This is a genomic window from Salmonella sp. 5800, assembly GCF_046558195.1.
Classification (GTDB): Bacteria; Pseudomonadota; Gammaproteobacteria; order Enterobacterales; family Enterobacteriaceae; genus Salmonella; species Salmonella enterica.
On the sequence record NZ_JBGDOX010000007.1, the window covers coordinates 141,635 to 161,651 of the forward strand.

9 protein-coding genes, 1 tRNA gene and 1 pseudogene are annotated in these 20,017 nt (G+C 42.6%); 5 read left to right on the forward strand and 6 right to left on the reverse strand.

Annotated elements, in window-relative coordinates; translation table 11 throughout:
- Nucleotides 1-4: 4 nt before the first annotated feature.
- Nucleotides 5-1,636, forward strand: a complete 1,632-nt coding sequence (locus ACLJZ5_RS14615; protein WP_077914527.1) for a class I SAM-dependent methyltransferase — start codon at nucleotides 5-7, stop codon at nucleotides 1,634-1,636.
- Nucleotides 1,637-2,195: 559 nt separating this feature from the next.
- Nucleotides 2,196-2,912, forward strand: coding sequence for a YebC/PmpR family DNA-binding transcriptional regulator (locus ACLJZ5_RS14620; RefSeq protein WP_000532939.1), 717 nt, complete (start codon nucleotides 2,196-2,198; stop codon nucleotides 2,910-2,912).
- A 478-nt stretch (nucleotides 2,913-3,390) separates the two neighbouring features.
- On the opposite strand, the gene ACLJZ5_RS14625 is transcribed toward ACLJZ5_RS14620, so the two are convergent.
- Together ACLJZ5_RS14625 and ACLJZ5_RS14630 are read right to left on the reverse strand one after the other, a co-directional pair.
- Nucleotides 3,391-4,266 carry a phosphorothioated DNA-binding restriction endonuclease gene (locus tag ACLJZ5_RS14625; protein WP_024797448.1) on the reverse strand — a complete coding sequence of 292 codons (876 nt, stop codon included), beginning with the start codon at nucleotides 4,264-4,266 and terminating at the stop codon, nucleotides 3,391-3,393.
- A gap of 396 nt (nucleotides 4,267-4,662) precedes the next feature.
- Nucleotides 4,663-5,256 (reverse strand): hypothetical protein, encoded by a 594-nt coding sequence (locus ACLJZ5_RS14630; protein ID WP_049826044.1) that lies wholly within the window; start codon nucleotides 5,254-5,256, stop codon nucleotides 4,663-4,665.
- Between the two features lie 166 nt (nucleotides 5,257-5,422).
- Between ACLJZ5_RS14630 and ACLJZ5_RS14635 the strand changes: the two genes are divergently transcribed.
- The 3 genes from ACLJZ5_RS14635 to ACLJZ5_RS14645 are packed head-to-tail and all read left to right on the forward strand — an operon-like array spanning nucleotide 5,423 to nucleotide 14,840.
- On the forward strand, nucleotides 5,423-8,314 hold the full coding sequence (locus ACLJZ5_RS14635) for an SNF2-related protein (protein WP_024797446.1): 2,892 nt from the start codon (nucleotides 5,423-5,425) through the stop codon (nucleotides 8,312-8,314).
- A 20-nt stretch (nucleotides 8,315-8,334) separates the two neighbouring features.
- The gene (locus ACLJZ5_RS14640; protein ID WP_024797445.1) at nucleotides 8,335-11,460 is read left to right on the forward strand and encodes a site-specific DNA-methyltransferase; all 3,126 of its coding nucleotides are present in this window, start codon (nucleotides 8,335-8,337) and stop codon (nucleotides 11,458-11,460) included.
- A 2-nt stretch (nucleotides 11,461-11,462) separates the two neighbouring features.
- Complete coding sequence (locus tag ACLJZ5_RS14645) at nucleotides 11,463-14,840, forward strand: DEAD/DEAH box helicase family protein (protein WP_024797444.1); 3,378 nt, start codon at nucleotides 11,463-11,465, stop codon at nucleotides 14,838-14,840.
- Between the two features lie 47 nt (nucleotides 14,841-14,887).
- Here ACLJZ5_RS14645 and ACLJZ5_RS14650 read toward each other — a convergent pair whose 3' ends face one another.
- The 4 genes and pseudogenes from ACLJZ5_RS14650 to ACLJZ5_RS14665 all read right to left on the reverse strand — a co-directional run bounded on the left by ACLJZ5_RS14650 (nucleotide 14,888) and on the right by ACLJZ5_RS14665 (nucleotide 19,813).
- On the reverse strand, nucleotides 14,888-15,190 hold the full coding sequence (locus tag ACLJZ5_RS14650; protein WP_024146607.1) for a hypothetical protein: 303 nt from the start codon (nucleotides 15,188-15,190) through the stop codon (nucleotides 14,888-14,890).
- A gap of 140 nt (nucleotides 15,191-15,330) precedes the next feature.
- Nucleotides 15,331-18,846 carry an AAA domain-containing protein gene (locus ACLJZ5_RS14655; RefSeq protein ID WP_024797443.1) on the reverse strand — a complete coding sequence of 1,172 codons (3,516 nt, stop codon included), beginning with the start codon at nucleotides 18,844-18,846 and terminating at the stop codon, nucleotides 15,331-15,333.
- A 361-nt stretch (nucleotides 18,847-19,207) separates the two neighbouring features.
- Nucleotides 19,208-19,510, reverse strand: a pseudogene (locus ACLJZ5_RS14660) (Arm DNA-binding domain-containing protein); the annotation flags it as partial.
- Nucleotides 19,511-19,728: 218 nt separating this feature from the next.
- Nucleotides 19,729-19,813: transfer RNA gene (locus tag ACLJZ5_RS14665), tRNA-Leu, on the reverse strand.
- Between the last annotated feature and the right edge of the window lie 204 nt (nucleotides 19,814-20,017).

A 20,017-nucleotide genomic window follows, 5' to 3' on the forward strand; every position in this document is an offset into this window, starting at 1 on the left:
GGAGATGATGATGGATATCAGCGCCGTTATTTTTGCAACGCATCGCATTCGGCTATTACCCGATGAAGGCAAAATCCCCTGGGACGAGCCAGCCTTCAGCCAACGCATGCTGGAAAATCATCTGTCACAGGACCACGACTGGGCCAGCCGCCGGCTAACCGTGATTGAGCAACAGGTAACATGGATTACCCGTCAGTTACCCGCTGGCGCCCGCATTCTGGATCTCGGCTGTGGACCTGGTTTTTATACCCGCCTGCTAGCGGAGCGTGGGTTTCACTGCACAGGCGTAGATTTCTCTCCGGCATCCATCACATGGGCTCGCCAGCAGGCGCAAGCCGCAAACCTGAATATTGACTACATTCAGCAGGATATTCGTACATACCACCCCACGGAACCTTTTGATTTCATTATGATGACGTTTGGGGAACTGAATGTCTTTAGCGCTGCGGATGCGCAAAGCCTCATCAGTTATTGCGCGCAGTGGTTGAAACCGGACGGCAAACTGCTTGTTGAAGTGCATACCTTCGATGAAGTTAAACGCCAGGGCATGGCGCAGCCAGGCTGGCAGCGTTGTCCGCACGGCCTGTTTCTTGCCGTGCCTCATCTGCTGTTAACGGAAAATGCCTGGGATGAAGAGGCTCAAACCAGCTCAACGCAGTTCTGGGCGATAGCGGAAAACGGCTGTACCACCCGTTTCGGCAGTCAAATGAAGGCCTGGCGCGATGATGAATATATCAGCCTGCTTGGTGATGCTGGCTTCACTGTGTTGCAGCGCCCGGACAGTCACACCTGGCCGGTCGGCGAGACTTTTGCAGGCAAGCTGTTTGCGCTGCTGGCTGAAAAAGCATCCACTTCTGAGGGTATTGCCCTCAGTAAAAGGAATAACCCAATGGATATCCCACGTATTTTTACCATTAGCGAAAGCGAACACCGTATCCATAATCCGTTTACAGCGGAAAAGTACGCCACGCTGGGCCATGCGTTACGCATGAAACCAGGCACGCGGATTCTCGATCTCGGTAGCGGTTCGGGTGAGATGCTCTGCACCTGGGCTCGCGATTACGGTGTTACAGGTACTGGCATTGACATAAGCCCGCTCTTCACCACACAGGCAAAACAACGTGCAGAAGAGCTCGGCGTCAGTGAATATGTACATTTTATTCATAACGACGCGGCCGGTTATATTGATGAGGAAAAATATGACGTGGCGGCCTGCGTAGGCGCTACCTGGATTGCGGGCGGTGTCGCGGGGACAATAGATCTGCTGGCCAAAAGCCTCAAACCTGGCGGGATCATTCTCATCGGTGAACCGTACTGGCGTCGGATCCCCGCAACGGAAGAGATCGCCCACGCCTGTGGCGTCTCATCCGTCGCCGATTTTCGCCCCCTGCCCGAGCTGGTCGCCTTTTTCGACCAACTCGGCTATGACGTAGTGGAAATGGTGCTGGCGGACCCGCAAGGCTGGGACAGATATGAAGCCGCGAAGTGGATGACCATGCGCCGCTGGCTGGAGGAAAACCCTAACGATGAGTTTGCGCAAGAGGTTCGAACAGAACTGACGGTAGCCCCCAAACGTCACGTCACCTGGACGCGAGAATACTTTGGCTGGGGCGTATTTGCGTTAATCGCGCGATAACGTGAAGCAGGAGGTATAGCCTACAAGAGGTATACCTCCGTTTAAAAGTATGCAACAAATTAACACGGCTCAAGGCGGGAATATATCGTCTTAGAGACTATCCCACCAGGCGTTATTGGCGCAGCCAGTTTGGACACGGACAGCGCGCAAAAACCGGAGCGTACACGTAGTACGTGAGGATTTTGAGCACTGCCCAGGTCCAAAATGGCAAGTAAAATAGCCCTAATGGGATAGGCTCTTAATTTCGCCATTAAGTTTCTGCCACAATATGTCGCAAGACGTGCAAGCGTTCCACCTCACCTGATGAGCGACACCACCATCAATAAGACGTTATTGCTGCGATTCAATTATTAAAAATAAAAAAAGAACCAGAAGAAAATTAAAAAATGACTTACCCACCATATTAGCCATTGTTAAAATCAAAGTAATCCCCCGTAAAAGCTGGATGTTTTTATTTCTCATAGACGAGAATTTATATATTATGATATAATGCGGCAGAAAAACATGCAGGTTATTAACCTGCCATTAATGTAAATAATTCTTTGAGGAGATGTTTCCAGTGGGACGTAAATGGGCAAATATTGTTGCTAAAAAAACAGCTAAAGACGGTGCAACGTCCAAAGTATATGCAAAATTCGGTGTAGAAATCTATGCTGCGGCTAAACAAGGTGAACCAGACCCGGAATCAAACTCAGCTTTAAAATTCGTTATTGAACGTGCGAAACAAGCACAGGTTCCAAAACATGTTATTGATAAAGCCATTGATAAAGCCAAAGGTGGCGGAGATGAAACGTTCGTGCAAGGGCGTTATGAAGGCTTTGGACCCAATGGTTCAATGGTTATCGCTGAAACGTTGACGTCTAATGTTAACCGTACGATTGCTAATATCCGAACAATTTTCAATAAAAAAGGCGGGAATATCGGAGCGGCAGGTGCTGTCAGCTATATGTTTGACAATACTGGAGTGATTGTATTTAAAGGAACAGACCCTGACCATATTTTTGAAATTTTGCTTGATGCTGAAGTTGATGTTCGTGATGTAACCGAAGAAGAAGGAAACATCGTTATTTATACTGAAGCTACAGACCTACATAAAGGAATTGCAGCGCTAAAAGCAGCTGGAATTACTGAATTTTCAACAACAGAATTAGAAATGATTGCCCAATCAGAAGTTGAACTTTCACCAGAAGATTTAGAAATCTTTGAAGGACTTGTTGATGCCCTTGAAGATGATGATGATGTGCAAAAAGTATATCATAACGTTGCAAACCTCTAATTATAAATTAAACAAATCTGTCTCTATGGCAGATTTGTTTAATTTATAAAGCTGTTATAAAAAAGTCTATCTGGCCAGATATATAGATCTTTAAATTTATGTGTCTTATCACGACCTGATCTGACACATAGCTTTGAAAGATTGAGAGTTACCGGTTTTGATATAGTGTCGAATCCTTATATAAAACATGAGGTAATTTTCATGTTTCATACGACGAATCCCGTCAGCAAGCTAAGCAAAAGCCAACAATATCGGGCTACTTACAATCTCCCTGTGCTCTTTAAGGCACCGCCCTTATAAATTCCGCTTGCGCTCATGATGGCTCATCTGGCGCTCTACGCGTCGCTTGACTACAGGTGTGACTCCACCAGCGCGCTACAGACCATAGTGCGAGAACCGTGGCCGATTACTTCGATGCTTTTGATGTGGAGCTATTTTTAACAGATAACGTATACCACACTCAAAATACTCCCCCAGATCAATGCCCTCCTCTGAACACCTCCCTCTTGTGCCATTCCACAAACCGTTCACCCGGATAATTTTCTTTCATCTGCGGCAACGCGATCTCTTTCCCCGCAAAATCCCAGAACAGCCGCTGTACCACCCCGCCACCATTCACCGCGTCGGAAACCACCACACGCATATTTTCATCCAGGCCAATCGAACCACGGTCGAACGCTTTATGATGAATTGCGCACAACGCCAGGCCATTAGGCACTTCACAAGGACCATGATGCTGCTTCCATCTGATATGGGCTGCTTCAAGGGCTATAGGGGCGTTGTCGTGGCGCATATTGAAGCCGCAGACCGCACATTGATAATTGTAAGCTCGTAGCACCGCCTGGCGGAACTTCGGATCGCGTTGACGGAGAGAGGTGCGAATATCAAAACCCATCTCGTCAGCGATGTCTTCCTGAATACTGGTCGGGAAATGCGCCTCAAGGATCTGCTGCGCCAGCGTGTCGATTAGCTTACGTTTTTTTGTTACCAGCGCGAAATTGACGGCATCAAACCCACCAGCAACATTATATTCAATGAGTTCACGTTTAGGTGGCTGGCGGCTACCGCTGGTTGAGCAGAATTCCGTGTTTTGCAATTCCCAGAAACCATCGCCCTTCAGACGCCAGAACGGCATATCCGGGCGCTGTTCACGGCGCTGTGGCCCATAGCGCTCCAGCAAATCCAGCAATTGCTCATGAATTTCAGAACCATAATCAAATAGACGATCGTGACCCTGCCGATAGTGCGAGAGGACATATAACAGCAATAACGGCTTATGCGGCGCTCGCTGTTCGCCTTTGCGCCAAATAGTAATATTTGATATCGCTTGCTTTAGGGTTTTGTCAGAGGTCATTACATTGAAGAATTCATGAGCACATAGTTGCGATGATGCTCGCAACTATGTGTACATTCAAGACATTATTGCAGACATACTTTTTGTCTATCGGCTCTGTCCTGACGGTTAGCATGCTGATAACAACGGAAAAAACACAGCGCTCAACCGAGAAAGGTAGGTAACTTCTGGATTTTAGACATAAAAAAGATCTCAGTTGAGGTCCATTTACATGCTCCTGGTGCGAAGGCCGGACTCGCCTTTTCATTTAATCTATTGAAAATTAATGGGTTGTGAGATTTTAGTTTGGGGATTTGCCCCCAAAATGGGACATAAAATTGAATGCTGGGTGGAAGATCACAAAGTTGTGTGTTTTTCACCCATCAACAATACCTATCCTAACTCTAAATTGCCTCATTAGCTCCCCACACCACACGTGATTTCGGTTACGGGCCAAAAATCAGTACACTTTCGTAACTGCGTTAAGTTTTCGCGCAGCTCTTGCTCCGCCTTATGCAGATCATTTTGATTATTTTGTAGCAGCTGTCGGCGAGTGGTTTCATCGAACAAGATTCTCAAAGACTCAATAATGGTACTTTTTCCGGCGTTAGTTTCGCCAAAAAAAGCAAGGGTAAATTTGTCCCATTCGGCATGTTGCTGTAGATAAGCCAATTTCTGATTGAAAGTATCCTGCAGAATCTGTAGTTGCGCCGTCATCGCTTTAAGCTGCTTTTTGCCATCTTCGTTTTCAACATGAAGCCCTGCAATATCAGCTAATGTTTGCTCAATGTTACGCCCTACGTCGGCATAAAGCCGGTTGAAGTCCTCAGCAGTATTCATTTTTAATCTCATTAATGTTCTATTTTCACCGGTTTGCTCAGATACATAGTCTTCCCGGCAGGCTTGTGCAGCATTACTTAACTTGAAGGCAATCTTAGCGTTGAAGAAAAAGCAAAACCACTTCAATTGCAAGGAGATACTGACCGGATTATCACGTATCAACTTTTGCATCAGATATCGGCCTGTAAGGGTTAAAATGATAAGATCGGCATCGCTTAATCCGCATGGTGCTCACCTGAGGGCATCTAAGACTCAGCGGTTCAGAGGACACATTGACATGCTAACGCCGTGGACCATAAACATTGATTTCAGCTTCAGGAAACAAGGGCGAGCTTAGATGATTGGTACAACTCCCTACCATGCTAAATATTTTGCGCATGAGCTTTCTATCCTCCATTCAAACAATGGCGTGGATCGTCTTTCTCAGTCATTGTTTGATACCAGCGTTGATCTCAACCCTCACCAAATTGAGGCGGCGTTATTTGCTATAGAGAATCCTTTAAGTAAAGGCGTGGTACTTGCCGATGAAGTCGGCTTGGGTAAAACCATCGAAGCGGGATTAGTACTTTGCCAATACTGGGCAGAAAGGAAGCGAAAACTACTGATCATCTGCCCAGCTTCTTTACGTCGGCAGTGGGCAAGTGAACTAATTGAGAAATTCAACTTACCTTCACAGGTATTGGACGCAAAGACTTTCAGCCAGCTGCAAAAAGAAGGTGTCTATAACCCTCTAAATAACAAATCGATAACAATAATGTCCTTCCACTATGCAGCCAGGTTAGAAGAGAAGCTGGTAGCTGAAATGTGGGATCTAGTGGTAATTGACGAAGCTCATAAACTCCGGAATGCACACCGCGACAGTAACAAGATGGGACAAGCATTAAAACGCGCGCTTTATGGCCGGAAAAAATTGTTATTGACGGCAACGCCTTTGCAGAATTCGCTAATGGAACTGTACGGCATATCGGCACTTATTGATGAGCACACTTTCGGCGACCCTAAGGCTTTCAGAAAGCAATATATGCAGACAGACCGTGATATGGTGGAGCTGAAAGGGAGACTGGCGCACTTTATCAAACGAACATTACGTAAGAATGTACTCGAGTACGTCAAGTATACGGAACGTAAAGCCATCACAATCCCATTCTATCCAAGTGAACAAGAGCATGAACTCTATGAGCGTGTTCAAAATCTGCTGGAACGTGAGGATAGCTACGCGCTGCCTAAGCGACACAGACATTTGACAGGGCTTATTCTCAGAAAACTGCTTTCGTCGAGTACGAAAGCAGTTTTGAATAACTTACAGATACTTAAGATTCGTCTTGAGAAACTAAAGCAGAAAGGCATCGTTGAAGATGAGCTAGATATCATTCAGCAGATTATTGTTGATGATGATCTTGAAGATGACATCGTTGAAGATGACGAAATATTAAGCGCTGATACAGAGCGCAAAACAATCGATCTAGCTTTACTTCAGGCTGAAATCAATGAGCTTGAGACCCTCATCTTCAAAGCTGAACAAATTGGTGTTGATACTAAAACAAAGGAGTTACTCCTTGGCCTGGAGCAAGGTTTTGCACAGCTTGCAGAAATGGGGGCAGCAAAAAAAGTCATCATCTTTACAGAATCGATGAGAACTCAGCAATATCTTGCTCGCTTCTTAGAAAATCATGGTTATCTGGGTAGAGTGGTTACTTTTAGTGGTACCAACAACACGCCGCAGACAAACCAAATTTATCAGCAATGGCTTGAAGAATATCGTGGTTCTTCTCGCATCACAGGTTCGGCGCAGATTGATAAACGTTCGGCATTGATCGACCATTTCAAAGATCATGCTGAAATTATGATCGCTACTGAAGCAGCAGCGGAAGGGGTTAACCTGCAATTCTGCTCGTTGCTGATTAATTACGATTTGCCATGGAACCCTCAACGCATTGAACAAAGAATTGGTCGTTGCCATCGTTACGGGCAAGAGTTTGATGTGGTGGTTATTAACTTCCTTAACCAAAGAAATCAAGCAGATCAACGTTTTATGGAATTGTTGACTGAGAAATTCAATCTTTTCGATGGTGTGTTTGGGGCATCAGACAGTGTTTTGGGCAGCATTGAAAACGGCGTAGACTTTGAAAAAAAAATTCAGTCCATTTATGAGTCATGTCGGACACCTGAAGAGATTGAGGCCGCCTTTGAAAAACTGCGAAAAGAGCTTGAAGACGAAATTAACCTCAAGATGCAAAAGACTCAAGAGCAGCTACTCGAGCATTTTGATGAAGATATTCACGATGTTCTAAAGATCAGGCTTGATGAAACACAAGAGCGCTTAGATAAGGTTGGCCGCTGGTTTTGGGCGGTGACACATTACCAACTTAAACATTGTGCCAATTTTGATCATGAGCATCACCGTTTCACATTGTACGAGCCAGTCAATGGGTTACCAGTAGGGCAGTATCAATTACTACGCAGAAGTGTTAACCAAAAAAGTGAGTTACAAAGGCAAGAACATCATAGTTTTGCGTATCGCATCAACCATCCTCTCGGTGAGTATGTGATTGATAACGCCAAAAGGCTAGATACAGAGATGGCAGAAGTCATCTTCAATTACAGTGACCATGCAACGAAAGTTTCCGTTGCTGAGCAACTAAAAGGACAGGCGGGTTGGTTGACGCTGAACTTGCTTACTGTAGATGCGTTTAACACACAGCAGTTTTTAGTCTTTACGGCAAAGACCGATCGCGGGCAAATAATAGACGGTGAAGCATGCAAGCGGTTGTTTCAGATTGCTGCAACACCAGGCGATAGAGAAAGTATGTCTGCAGAGGCGAACACACTGCCCGATGACCTGCTCTTACTCAAAAAGAGACAAATCGATACCCAACTTGCTGAAGTCATGGAGCAGAACAATGCCCTCTTTGAACTAGAAAGAGATAAGCTGGAAAAATGGGCAGAGGATGTGATGTATGCTGCGGAAGAAGCGTTACGCGATACGAAAATGCAAATCAAGTCTTTGAAGAGAGATGCAAGACTGGCACAATCCATTGAAGAACAAAAACAAAACCAGGAAAGACTAAAACAACTGGAGCGACAACAGAAGCGCCAGAGAATGGAGATTTTTGATATTGAAGATGAAATATCAGACAAACGAGACCTGTTGATCAGTGCCCTTGAAGAGAGAATGAAGCAGAAAACAGAGATCGCAGAATTGTTTACCATTCGCTGGAAAGTTATTTAGTTGATTTATAAGAGAAAACAATGAGTAAATACAACGAATTAGTTAAGAAACTTAAAGAAATTTTTCAGATTGATCGACCAGAGCTGGATTTCGGCATTTACCGCATTTTGAATGCCCGCGCGGATGAAATTAATGATTATCTTGAGAATAAACTGAAGATTAAAATTCAGTCTGCACTTGCTGATGCAGAAAACGCTAACAAAGCAGACTTAGAACAACAGTTACATCTCGCAATCAAAGCGGCAACAGATGCTGGTTTTGAATCAGATGAAAGCCCAAAAGTTCAAGAAATTCAAAAGAAATTGTCTACTATAACCTCTGGAGCCAGTGAGCACGAAAATGCAGTTTTCTCCCACTTGCTCACTTTTTTCTCACGTTATTACGACAATGGTGACTTCATTAGCAAGCGTCGTTATAAAGGAAATACTTACGCTATCCCATATGCAGGTGAAGAAGTCATGCTGCATTGGGCAAATAAAGATCAGTATTATATTAAAAGCGGTGAAAATTTTGCCAACTATTCGTTTAAATTAGCCGATGGCCGAAAAGTTAGCTTCAAATTACTTGCAGCAGATACGGCAAAAGATAACCGTAAAGATAATGATTTAGATCGCTGCTTTGTTCTTATTGAGCCTCATGTACGTACTAAATTTGATGATGAAGGTGAAGAATACGAACAAGAATATAAACCAGTCGAAGTTATTAAAACTTCATCGATTGTTGATGGCAAATCCGTTGACACAGAAGAATTAATTATTCATTTTGAATACAAAGCGATGAAGAAAGGGACTAAGCAAGAGACATTAGTCCAGTCAGCTATTTCAAAAATTCTTTCAGACAATAATGTCCAGCAGCATTGGGTTGACCTTGCTAAACGAGTACCGACAGAAAAGAATCCGATGCGTACGGAGTTAGAACGCCATCTTACTACCTATACTCAGCGTAATACAGCAGACTACTTTATACACAAAGATCTTGGTGGGTTCTTGACTAATGAACTTGATTTTTATATTAAAAATGAAGTCATGAATCTTGATAATTTACAAAATGCAGAAATATTTTCAAATATCGAAAAACAACTGCGCATGATCCAGTGCCTGCGTTCAGTTGCACTTGAATTAATTGCGTTTTTAGCACAAGTTGAAAATCTTCAGAAAAATCTCTGGAACAAGAAGAAATTTGTCGTTTCAACTGATTTCTATATCACTATGGATAAAATAAATCCTGAATTCCATAATGAGATTATTAATAATGAAAAAATAATAAAAGAATGGATTGCATTAGGATTTATAGACCCACACACATCTAAATCAGACTTAGTCTCATTAAAGTATGCAACAGTAAATATTTCTTATTTGAATGCAAACTTAAAAAATAAGATATTGTCTAACATCAACAACATTGATGATAATGTTAATGGTATTTTTATAAATGGAGATAATTATCAAGCATTAAATATTTTAAAAACAACCTACAATTCCAGAATAAACTGTGTGCATATAGACCCCCCATATAATACAGATACTAGTGGATTTCTGTATAAGAATAGCTTTAGACACTCTAGTTGGCTAAGTATGATGGATAGCAGATTAAATTTTGTTAAAAGTTTGCTAAGTGAAGACGGCGTATTTTTCTGTCATATTGATGAAAATGAGTATGAGCGATTATATCTAATTAATAGACAACTTGGTCTTATCGATGCAGGAACCATCATTTGGGACAAACGTAACCCAATGAATGGTGGCAGCGGTATTGCTATTCAACATGAATATACTACATGTTTCACTAAAAATGCAATTGCTATTAATAAACAAAATGATAATGTATTAAATATCCTTGAATATGCAAAAAAAATAAAGGATAAATATCCTACAATTGATAATGTAGCAAAAAAAGAATTTTCTGATTGGGTAACCAAGAATAAAACACTCACCGGTGGTGAACAGGCTTATAAATATATTGATGAGGAAGGCCGTGTATATCAGAGTGTTAGTCTACGTGCTCCAGAACCAAGAACTGACAAAAAGTTTCATGAACCATTAATTCATCCAGTTACAGGGAAGCCATGTGCTATTCCACCAAATGGATTTTCTCGCACGCCTGAAACTTTAAAAAAGATGATGGAAAATGGTGATATACTATTCGGTGTCGATGAAACCACTCAACCGAGACAAAAAGCATATCTTCATGCTGAAGCAAAAAAACAAATAACATCTGTAATTCAAGATGCAAAAAAAGGTAAAAGCCAGACAACTCAGTTAGGTATTGACTTCCCTTACTGTCATTCAACATCTTTATATAATAATTTGATCGGTAGTGCATCACATGAAAAAAATGAGATTATATTAGATTTCTTTGCAGGTTCAGGAACAAGTGGCCATTCTGTTATTGAACTGAATCGTAAGGATATGGGTTCAAGAAAATATATTCTTATTGAACAAGGAGAATATGCACAAAGCGTTACATTATCTAGATTAAGAAAAGTCATTTTTAGCAGTAATTGGAAAGATGGTAAAGCATTGGATTGTACTTCAGGTTCATCCCACATACTTAAAGTCATGAAATTAGAAAGCTATGAAGATAGCTTGAATAATATAAAATTAGTACGACAAAGGCAAATAGAAGATCTTTTCAATACAACTGATAAAGCAGAAGTGGCGAATGAGTATTTGATAAATTATATGCTCGAATCGGAAAGTAAAGGTTCGCGGCTAAATACCGATAACTTTAAAAGGCCATTTGACTATGAGATGGATATCGCTATGGACTCCGCAGGTTCAACTGAGCGTAAAAACATTGATTTAGTCGAAACATTCAATTATCTGATTGGTTTACATGTGAAATCTATCGAGTCCGATATTGTTCGCGGCTATGTACGGATAGAAGGAACTCTGCCTACAGGAGAACGTACGCTAATACTATGGCGCGACTGCGATAAAATCGGTTATGAAGAGTTGAATAAATACGCTAACCGTTTTGATTTATATGCTAAAGAGAAAACATTTGATGTTATTTATATCAATGGCGATCATAACCTACCAACTGCATTTACAGTTGATGAAGAAGACGGTGAAATCGTCCGTAGTTTGAAAATTCGCCAGATCGAACCTGAGTTCCTAAACTTAATGTTTGCTGAGGAGGTTTAAGAATGGCTAAAAAACCCACTACCGGAAAAGCCGTCAAAAAGCAGACTAACAGCAAATTAAGTTTTCATAAGCAGCTGGTTTTAAATCGCTTTATGTTCCGTTTTTTTAAAGACGGTACACTGCATGGTTTGAAAATACGTTTAGGTGAAGACCGATTTGAAGGTATTCATGAAGATGGCCAAAGCCTGTTCTTCCATGAGTTAAGTAACTACTTATTCGAGGTCGATCTTATCGACCTCGATGAATTACGTCGCTACGATCTTAATATTGTTAAGCACTGGCAACAAATAACAGAGCATCGTAATCTTAAAGAAGATACTGTATTGAATATGAAATATTTTCAATACCTGTCTCTTTTGTTTACTGAGATCTATCTCGATTGGTACTTCAATCGTAAACAAGAATTACTTGATGGTCTTAACAGTGAACTCAATATATACAATGCTGAAAATAATGAAACAGCAAAGGATAGAGCTAATCAGTTTAAATCATACATCCTGGATGATTTGAATAAACTGGCATACTGGAATGCTACAGGTTCCGGTAAGACATTGTTATTACATGTAAATATTTTACAGTACCTACATTACTATCAGAATGGTAATACTCATCATTATCCGGATAAAATCATCCTGCTTACGCCAGACGAACGTCTTTCACAACAACACTTGGATGAGTTGTATAATTCTGGTTTTTCCCACATTCAGTTGTTTGATAAGAACAAATCAGCTCCGTTTAAAGGTACCGTTGAAGTTATTGATATCAATAAACTTGCTGATGACATGGGTGATAAAACCGTTGCTGTTGAGGCATTTGAAGGCAACAATCTGGTTCTAATTGATGAAGGTCATAAAGGAACAGGGACTGCTGCTGGTGCCTGGATGCGTCGTCGCGACAAATTAACACGAGACGGTTTTGCATTCGAATACTCGGCTACCTTTGGACAAGCAGTATCTGGCGGAAATAATGTTGAAGCTGTCGAAGCCGAAATCAAAAAGAAAAAAGCAAAATTACTCTTTGAGACAACTGCATTAGGAAAACTGACTGCTGAGCAGTTAGAAAAATTAGAGCTGACCTCAGAGGAGTTACGTGATGCGCGTATTCAGGCCACAAGAGAAGTTTATGGTAAATCAATTCTATTCGACTATTCCTATAAATTTTTCTATGAAGATGGCTATGGAAAAGAGTCTCTGATTCTTAACCTTAATCCCAATGAAGATAAAAAAGATGAGCATCGCTACGAATACTTCACTGCTTGTTTACTCAGTTTTTACCAGCAACAATATTTATTCAATAAGAATAAAGATAAGTTAGGCGAATTCAACATTGAAAAACCATTATGGGTCTTTGTTGGCAACACTGTCAGTGGTGAAGACTCGGATATTCACGCAGTACTGCGTTTTTTAGCATGGTTTTTAAACAATGAAGTACAAGCAAAATCATGGATTCGGGATCTTGTTGAAAATAAAGCCAGAATTCTGGATACCAAAGATCGTAACATCTTTGAAAAACGCTTCACTGCTCTAATAAATGGACCGGAAGATATCTATTTGGATATCCTTGCTCGCCTGTTTAATACCACACATTCAGGTCAGCGGTTAAGAGTATTAAATTTGATCGGAAGTAAAGGTGAACTTGCATTACAGGTCGGTGAAGCAGAACCTTTTGGTTTGATCAATATTGGCGATTCACCCTCTCTTTATAAAATGTGCGAGGAAGATACGACGTTCGATTATCAAAGAGACGATTTTGCCAAGTCTCTGTTCCATACGTTGAACGATAAAGATTCCCAACTGCATATCTTAATTGGGTCCCGAAAATTTACTGAGGGCTGGAGCAGTTGGCGTGTATCAACTATGGGTCTACTCAATATGGGGCGTGGGGAAGGCTCACAGATTATTCAGCTTTTTGGTCGTGGGGTACGCCTGAAAGGTCGCAACTATTCTTTAAAAAGAAGCACACCAGGAGAACGTCCTAAAGGACTGCATCTGGAGAAATTAGAGACACTGAATATTTTCGGTGTTCGTGCTGACTATATGGCAACATTTAAACAATATCTCGAAGACGAAGGAATAACGCCAAGTGATGAGATCCTAGAGCTAAATTTTGAAACTCGGCCAAACATGCCTAATACAAAGCTTAAAACACTTAAGCTCAAAGATGGCTACAAGGATAATCAAAAAAACGGCTTCAAGCGTGTTTACTTTCCTGAGCTTTATGAGGTTCCTGCTGAACTGCAAGGCAAGATAAAGCATCCACACATCAAACTCGATTTATATCCTAAACTTGAGTCGATTGATACGAGCAGGAAGGGTGACAATACACCTGTTAATGTCAGAAACGAGGCTAAATTAGATTATAAAGTAATCAGTGCGTTTGATTTTGATCGTCTTTATCTCGCTATTCAGGCCTATAAACTACAGCGTGGATGGTCAAATTTACGTCTGGATAAACAACGGTTGATCGATTTTTGCCTTGGAAAGGCGAATATCGCAAACAATTGGTACACGCTTTCGATTCCGGCATCGGAGCTCGAAATTAAGCAGTATTCCGATATTGCTAAGCAAGAAGATATTATGCTTCGCCTTCTGACTGATTATACCGACCGCTTTTATAATGCATTAAAGAATGCTTATGAAGGTCAATTCTATGAAATAACTCAAGTCAATGAAGACGATCCATGCATGATCAAAATGTATCACTTTGAAATTGAAGAGTCTGATGACGGTCTGGATTATACAAAGCGACTTGAGCAATTGCAGCAGATCGTCGCTCAAGGTGATATTGGTAAAGCTAAATCCTGGAACGCTCCCGGCATGATTGCTGTAACCTTCGACAAGCATCTATATTATCCTCTTCTTTCAATTGAGAAAAATGCTGATTTACCGCTAAAAATGCGTCCAACCGCCTTTGATGCACCGAGCGAAATTACCTTCATTAAGGATTTACAAGAATTTATTGAAACACCAAAAGGTCAAAAAACCATCGGCAATAAGAACTTATACTTGTTGCGCAATGCTGATTCCAAAGCTAAAGGCTTAGGTTTCGCTACTGCGGGTAACTTCTATCCTGACTTTTTATTGTGGCTAGTTGATGATGAAAGTGGGAAGCAATGGTTAAGCCTGATTGATCCAAAAGGTATTAGAAATCTGAATCTTGACGATGCTAAATTTGGCTTGTACAAGGAAATAAAAGAGCTTGAGAAGAAATTATCTGATGATAAATTAAGCCTAAGTGCGTTTATTATTTCTGAAACTCGTTTCGTTGATTTAATAAATGTATCCGAACCTAAAGATAAAATTGAAGAACGTAACGTACTCTTTATAGAGGATACTGGTTCTATTTATCTGGAGAAGCTTTTCAAAAAGATGGTTGCTTAACAACCATTCTTCTTGCCCCATTTCTTATTTAAGATATGGGGCAAGCATCACAACCAATGTGCAGGAACTTCTAAATCGAAAGCTCGTGATACATGATTCAGTGTGTTCATTATTTCAGCATGCCTGGATTGATCTATAGGCTGACCAGCCTTTCGCAGCTCAAGTAGTTTTTGCAACTCCGGGAGAGAGAACATTTCTAATTTATAAAAATTACTCCACGTTGCTTGACCAAAAAGATTATAAATGGTTTCCGTACTATCTCTTTCACTAGCAAGCCTTTTCTCACCCGAGATTTTTGTTAATGCATCCTCTGCTTCATCTTTATCTTCGTAAGTGTTTAGCAATTTCATTATAATACTCATATTTATAATAACAGTCCACAGAATATACCATAACTCATTATATTCTTTCAATATTGAATATATTACATCAACGATAATCAGTATAAAAATAGCCATCCGAAAAAAGATGGCTTAATAAAAGAATTTGTCTAAACCTGACGCCTCTCAAGGCTATTATAAATTGCCTCAATCTCGCCCTTCAGGTTATCACCGCAATAAACCATCGATGTATCGTATCGTTCATATCGCGCTTCACGTGTCGCACTAAACCAGTTGAACGATCCCACGCACAGCAAACCATCATCACCAATAACAATTTTGCTATGAACACGATTGACCAGTTTTGTCGCAATACCAAGGGCGTTCAGTTTCTCCAGCGCCGCTTTGAGGTTCTGCTGCTTCTCTTTTCGCTTCTCAAAATCATTATGTTCAGTGTTGTAGCTTCTGTCAGTGACTACCGTGACGTTAATACCACGTGAACACGCCGCAATCATGGAATCAAGAAAACCGGTTTGTTCCAGCTTTTGCCAGGTCAGCCATGGAGAAACTATCGTGATGTGTTTACCGGTATTTTCAAACGTCTGATTCAGGAAATTATCATGCTGCTCCACACCATGGAGGGTATAGATTTTGGTCTCGGAAGTTTTTAAATCCTCACGCTCTTTATAGTCAAAAAAGAGTGCATTTTTCTCTGACTCAAAGAGATATTTTGCCAGTAATCCCCGCGGAGATGAGGCTGGCTGGATCTCAAACAGGTCCATATCGCCGAAGACAAGGAAACTGTCCTTAGCTCGGGAGACAGCAACGTTCAGCATGCTGTTATCGCTATCAATAAACGCGCCGTCTTCATGCTTTGAATAGACTGGCGAGAATATAACAATCGCTCTTTCAGCGCCCTGAAGAGAATGCACGGTGCCTACTGTAAGCGACTTTTCATTCGCGCCTGCGCTGATGCCTTGTTTATCCAGCGCCTGTTTGATGGTCGATACCTGCGCACTAAAAGGCGTCACGATACCGACAACTTCATGAAGCGATTTACCATAATACGCTTCAATACTTTGCTGGTTATCTGTCAGCCAGGCCGCTATCGTTTCAGCCTCCAGCAAATTATATCGGCTTCCGCTACTTGCCAGCTCTCCTTTACCATCAATATGGAGATAACCCATTGCGGGCATTAAATTGCTCTCTTCACATCCTCTTTTAGGCAACAACTTACCGTGATAGCAAAGCGTATTGCAGTATCCAATAATATTATCGAAGCACCGGCGGTGTTCATATAAGTACATGCCACGTGCCAGTTCGGGATCATATTGATAGCGTGAAGCACACTGCGCTATTTTCATGACGCTGCCAGATGCGGCGCTTTTACCAAGCTCTGCGATTGCCGTATATTTCTCAGTAATCTCTTCTTGCGTACTGCCTGACAGAATTTTTTCCGCCAGCATGTTACCTATATCAATAGCAGGAGTAATACTCCATATTGGCGGGATCTGTTCCGTATCACCAATCACTAATGCCTTTTTAGCTAAGGCAAACGAGGCAGCAGCCACTTCAGGAAGCACCTGCCCGGCTTCATCGACAATGAGTAAATCGGCAAAATCATATAAATAACTTTTCTCGAATTTACGTTGTCCTTTATGTTCACTTATCTGCATATTGCCGGGCAGCATATAGCAGGTCATGACCACGCATGGGGTAAGTTTCATTCGGCGTTGCCAGCGAGCGGCTACTCCTTTAGCACCTTTCTTGCCCTTTTCTTTCTGCAGATCATCGATCTTCGCCATATCCATCAACCAACGACCTTCCCAGTAGTGGGTCGCCAGTAAGAATGCAGGGAAGCGGATTTGCGTATCAGCCAGTTCATCGGCCTGTGAGAAGCTCAGTTCCTCATCGCCCTCATGCCCTAAATCAAGTGCCAGCCTCTGCCATTCCTGAGCCACCTGCTGTTCTTTAAGAACGATTTCATGCGCGGAGTCAATCTGCTGCCGGTAGGTTGTCTGCTCGCGCTCGGCGGAATTAAGCAACCCATCGATATTACGTTCGATGGTTTCAGGATCCGACCATTGATTCCTCGCAATCAGCGCACCTAATTTATCTTCGAGAAACAGTTGTATTTGGTACTGCCGCTTACTGCGAACCGCTGGTAGCCATGAAAATAATGAATAGATCAGTGATTCACTGGCCCGATATTTTTTCCATTCCGCTTTAGCACTTTTTAGTAGAGTGACCTTTTGTTCTTGCCCGGAAAGTAATTTATTTAAATTATCGAGATATTGCTTAATGTCGTTAGCAATAAGCTCACGCGCTGCCCGAACCTGGCTTAACGTTTGCCATACAGCGTTCAGCCTTACCAGTTGTTCGGATTTTGCTGCCAACTGACCATGCAGGAGTTCAATAACCTTTTCAGGGGATGAACACTCTTTTTCAGGAAAGGCTGCCTTAGCTTTCTCCAGATAAAACAGCTGTGCATCCTCTACATACTCTTTTGACTCAACCTGGTTGAAGAAATCTTCAGTTTGATATTTTTTGGCGGCCTCGGCTTTACGAGTGCTTGAGGGAAAATAAGCGCCGAAGCTTTTCAGCTCTGGCAACCATCGTCCGGCCATTGCACCAGTGCCCTGGGAAAAATCTTTCCCGAACGCCTCGATAATGTTCGTTACAGCCTGGTTATTCGTTGAAGTCGCGATAATAACCGGAGGTTCCGCTTTTTCGAGAGCCGCTCTGGCCCACTGTGTGGCGATGATAGAAAGCACCAGCGTGGTTTTTCCGGTTCCCGGGGGACCATTAACGGCAAGGATATCGCCATGCCTCGCATCCAGAAAATGGCTTAAGGCATCGCGCTGAGCCTTTGCCAGCGGAAACTTATCCCCGGAGTGTCCAAGTCTGTCGCTGAATTTTGCTTCCGGAGGATGTAATGACTCTGCAGCATGAACCTCTCGCGAGGCGAAGCGATTGAAGAGCGGCACATCCTTTTTGCAAATAAGCAGGTGATCATAAAGCGAAAGGATATGGAAACTGGCACCGCCAGATTGCGCCGTTTTAACAATATAACCGTGCTCAGCGAGTTCATATTGCTCGGGATTTTTAATCCAGTCGCCGACAACGTTCTTCAGTAGCCTCTCTGAATCATCCAGATATTGACGCCAATCCTGCTGCCAGGCTGCATATCGTGCTTCTCGTTCTTCATCTGTTTCGGCGGTCTTATCAACGCGGTCATCAAAGTTGATAGAGAATGACGTATGTGTCGTTTTGTATTTGTCGTACTGCTCAATCTCACCAATTGAAAATGCCCCTTTTGGCAAAGGTTCAAGCAGGTCTCTGGGAATGGAGGTCGCTGGCGTCGGATATAAAAAACCTTCACGGCTCAACAGGGCTGGCGTCACTATCGGGGTAACAATATCAGGCGCACCAGCGGAATGGTCCTTTCCACGCTGCAGTAACCGGAAATAAACCTTTGGCCGCAAGATGACATCGACTGTTTCGACGTCGTCTTTTTCTCCCTCAAAAAATTTACCGACGATCGTTTCGTCAAGACGTCCCGCCGCTATCCCATGCCAGTGAGTGAAGTTTTTGGCATCTTTGCGTTCAAAACTGCCCTTTCCTGACTCAGCATCTGCCAGCGAATTGCGCCAGTATGAGGCAAACCCTAAAGCATTGTCATCCATTACCAGTCCTATGTTTCAATGAAACCCATTGATTTATCGAATATAAAATCACCGTATGGATAACTATTGTCCACGTTGAAAGGCTGGCTGCAATGTTTTGTTCACGCTTCGATAAAAATACTCAGGTTATACGGAGTTCAGAAAACGACCATATCATGCTGCATGTCACATAAAAGCGTTATAACTGAACCAGAAGAGGGTTACCGGTTACGTAGCACGTTCCAGAAACCCGTGAGCTCGACTGGGCAGCGTTCAGTGCAATACTGGAACCTGTAAGCTCAGAAAATAACGCTGTCGAATGTTCCGCCGACCAGATTATGTTACTGGCGCCCCATTCGCGCGCCACGGACTCGAACGTATAAAGGGGCTCTCCACCCCGCTTGTCCTCTCTGCGTTTTTCCGCCGGATTAATGCCTGACCCGTCCTGAATAGCGTTGACACGTTCCAGACTTAAATCCGCTTGCTTCTCCCTTGCCAGTACAAGAGAAATGAGCGGATAAGGGCCTAATGCCATACGGTTCTTTTTGTTTCCAAAGCGAAATTTCAGATACCACAGCTTGGATCACGCTGGGGTTCACCTGAATGTAAAGACCGTGGCAGTCAAAGAGCCTGTATGCCTTGCCAGGCGGCTGGCATGCCGGATTGCGAGATCTGTAAGCGCCATTTGGGGGTCACTCCTCTATCGAACCGGGTTTGCCCTTTTTTGCCCCCAAATTGGGTGGATGTCAATGGATGAAAAACGACCAACACGGAAAGACCACAAAATAAATATTTCTATTACAGAAAAATAAATTATCTTTGAATTACAGATGGATATAGACGAATCTGAACGGAAATGGACACAAAAAAAGCCACCCTTAGGTAGCTAATTACTGCATCACTTGGTGCCGAAGGCCGGACTCGAACCGGCACGTATTTCTACGGTTGATTTTGAATCAACTGCGTCTACCGATTTCGCCACTTCGGCACTGAAGAGGTATGCGGAAAACGTTGTGGATTATACCTGTCATACGCCGCCATGCAAGCACGAGCATACACCTGTATCGCTAAGTGCTGAAAATTTCAGCAGCATTGAGTATTAAATAGAATAATCAGGCTACTTCCGGCCTTCTCCAGCAGATTAACGTCGGGCGTCCCTTGCCTCCATGCTCTACACTTTTCAGTTCAACAC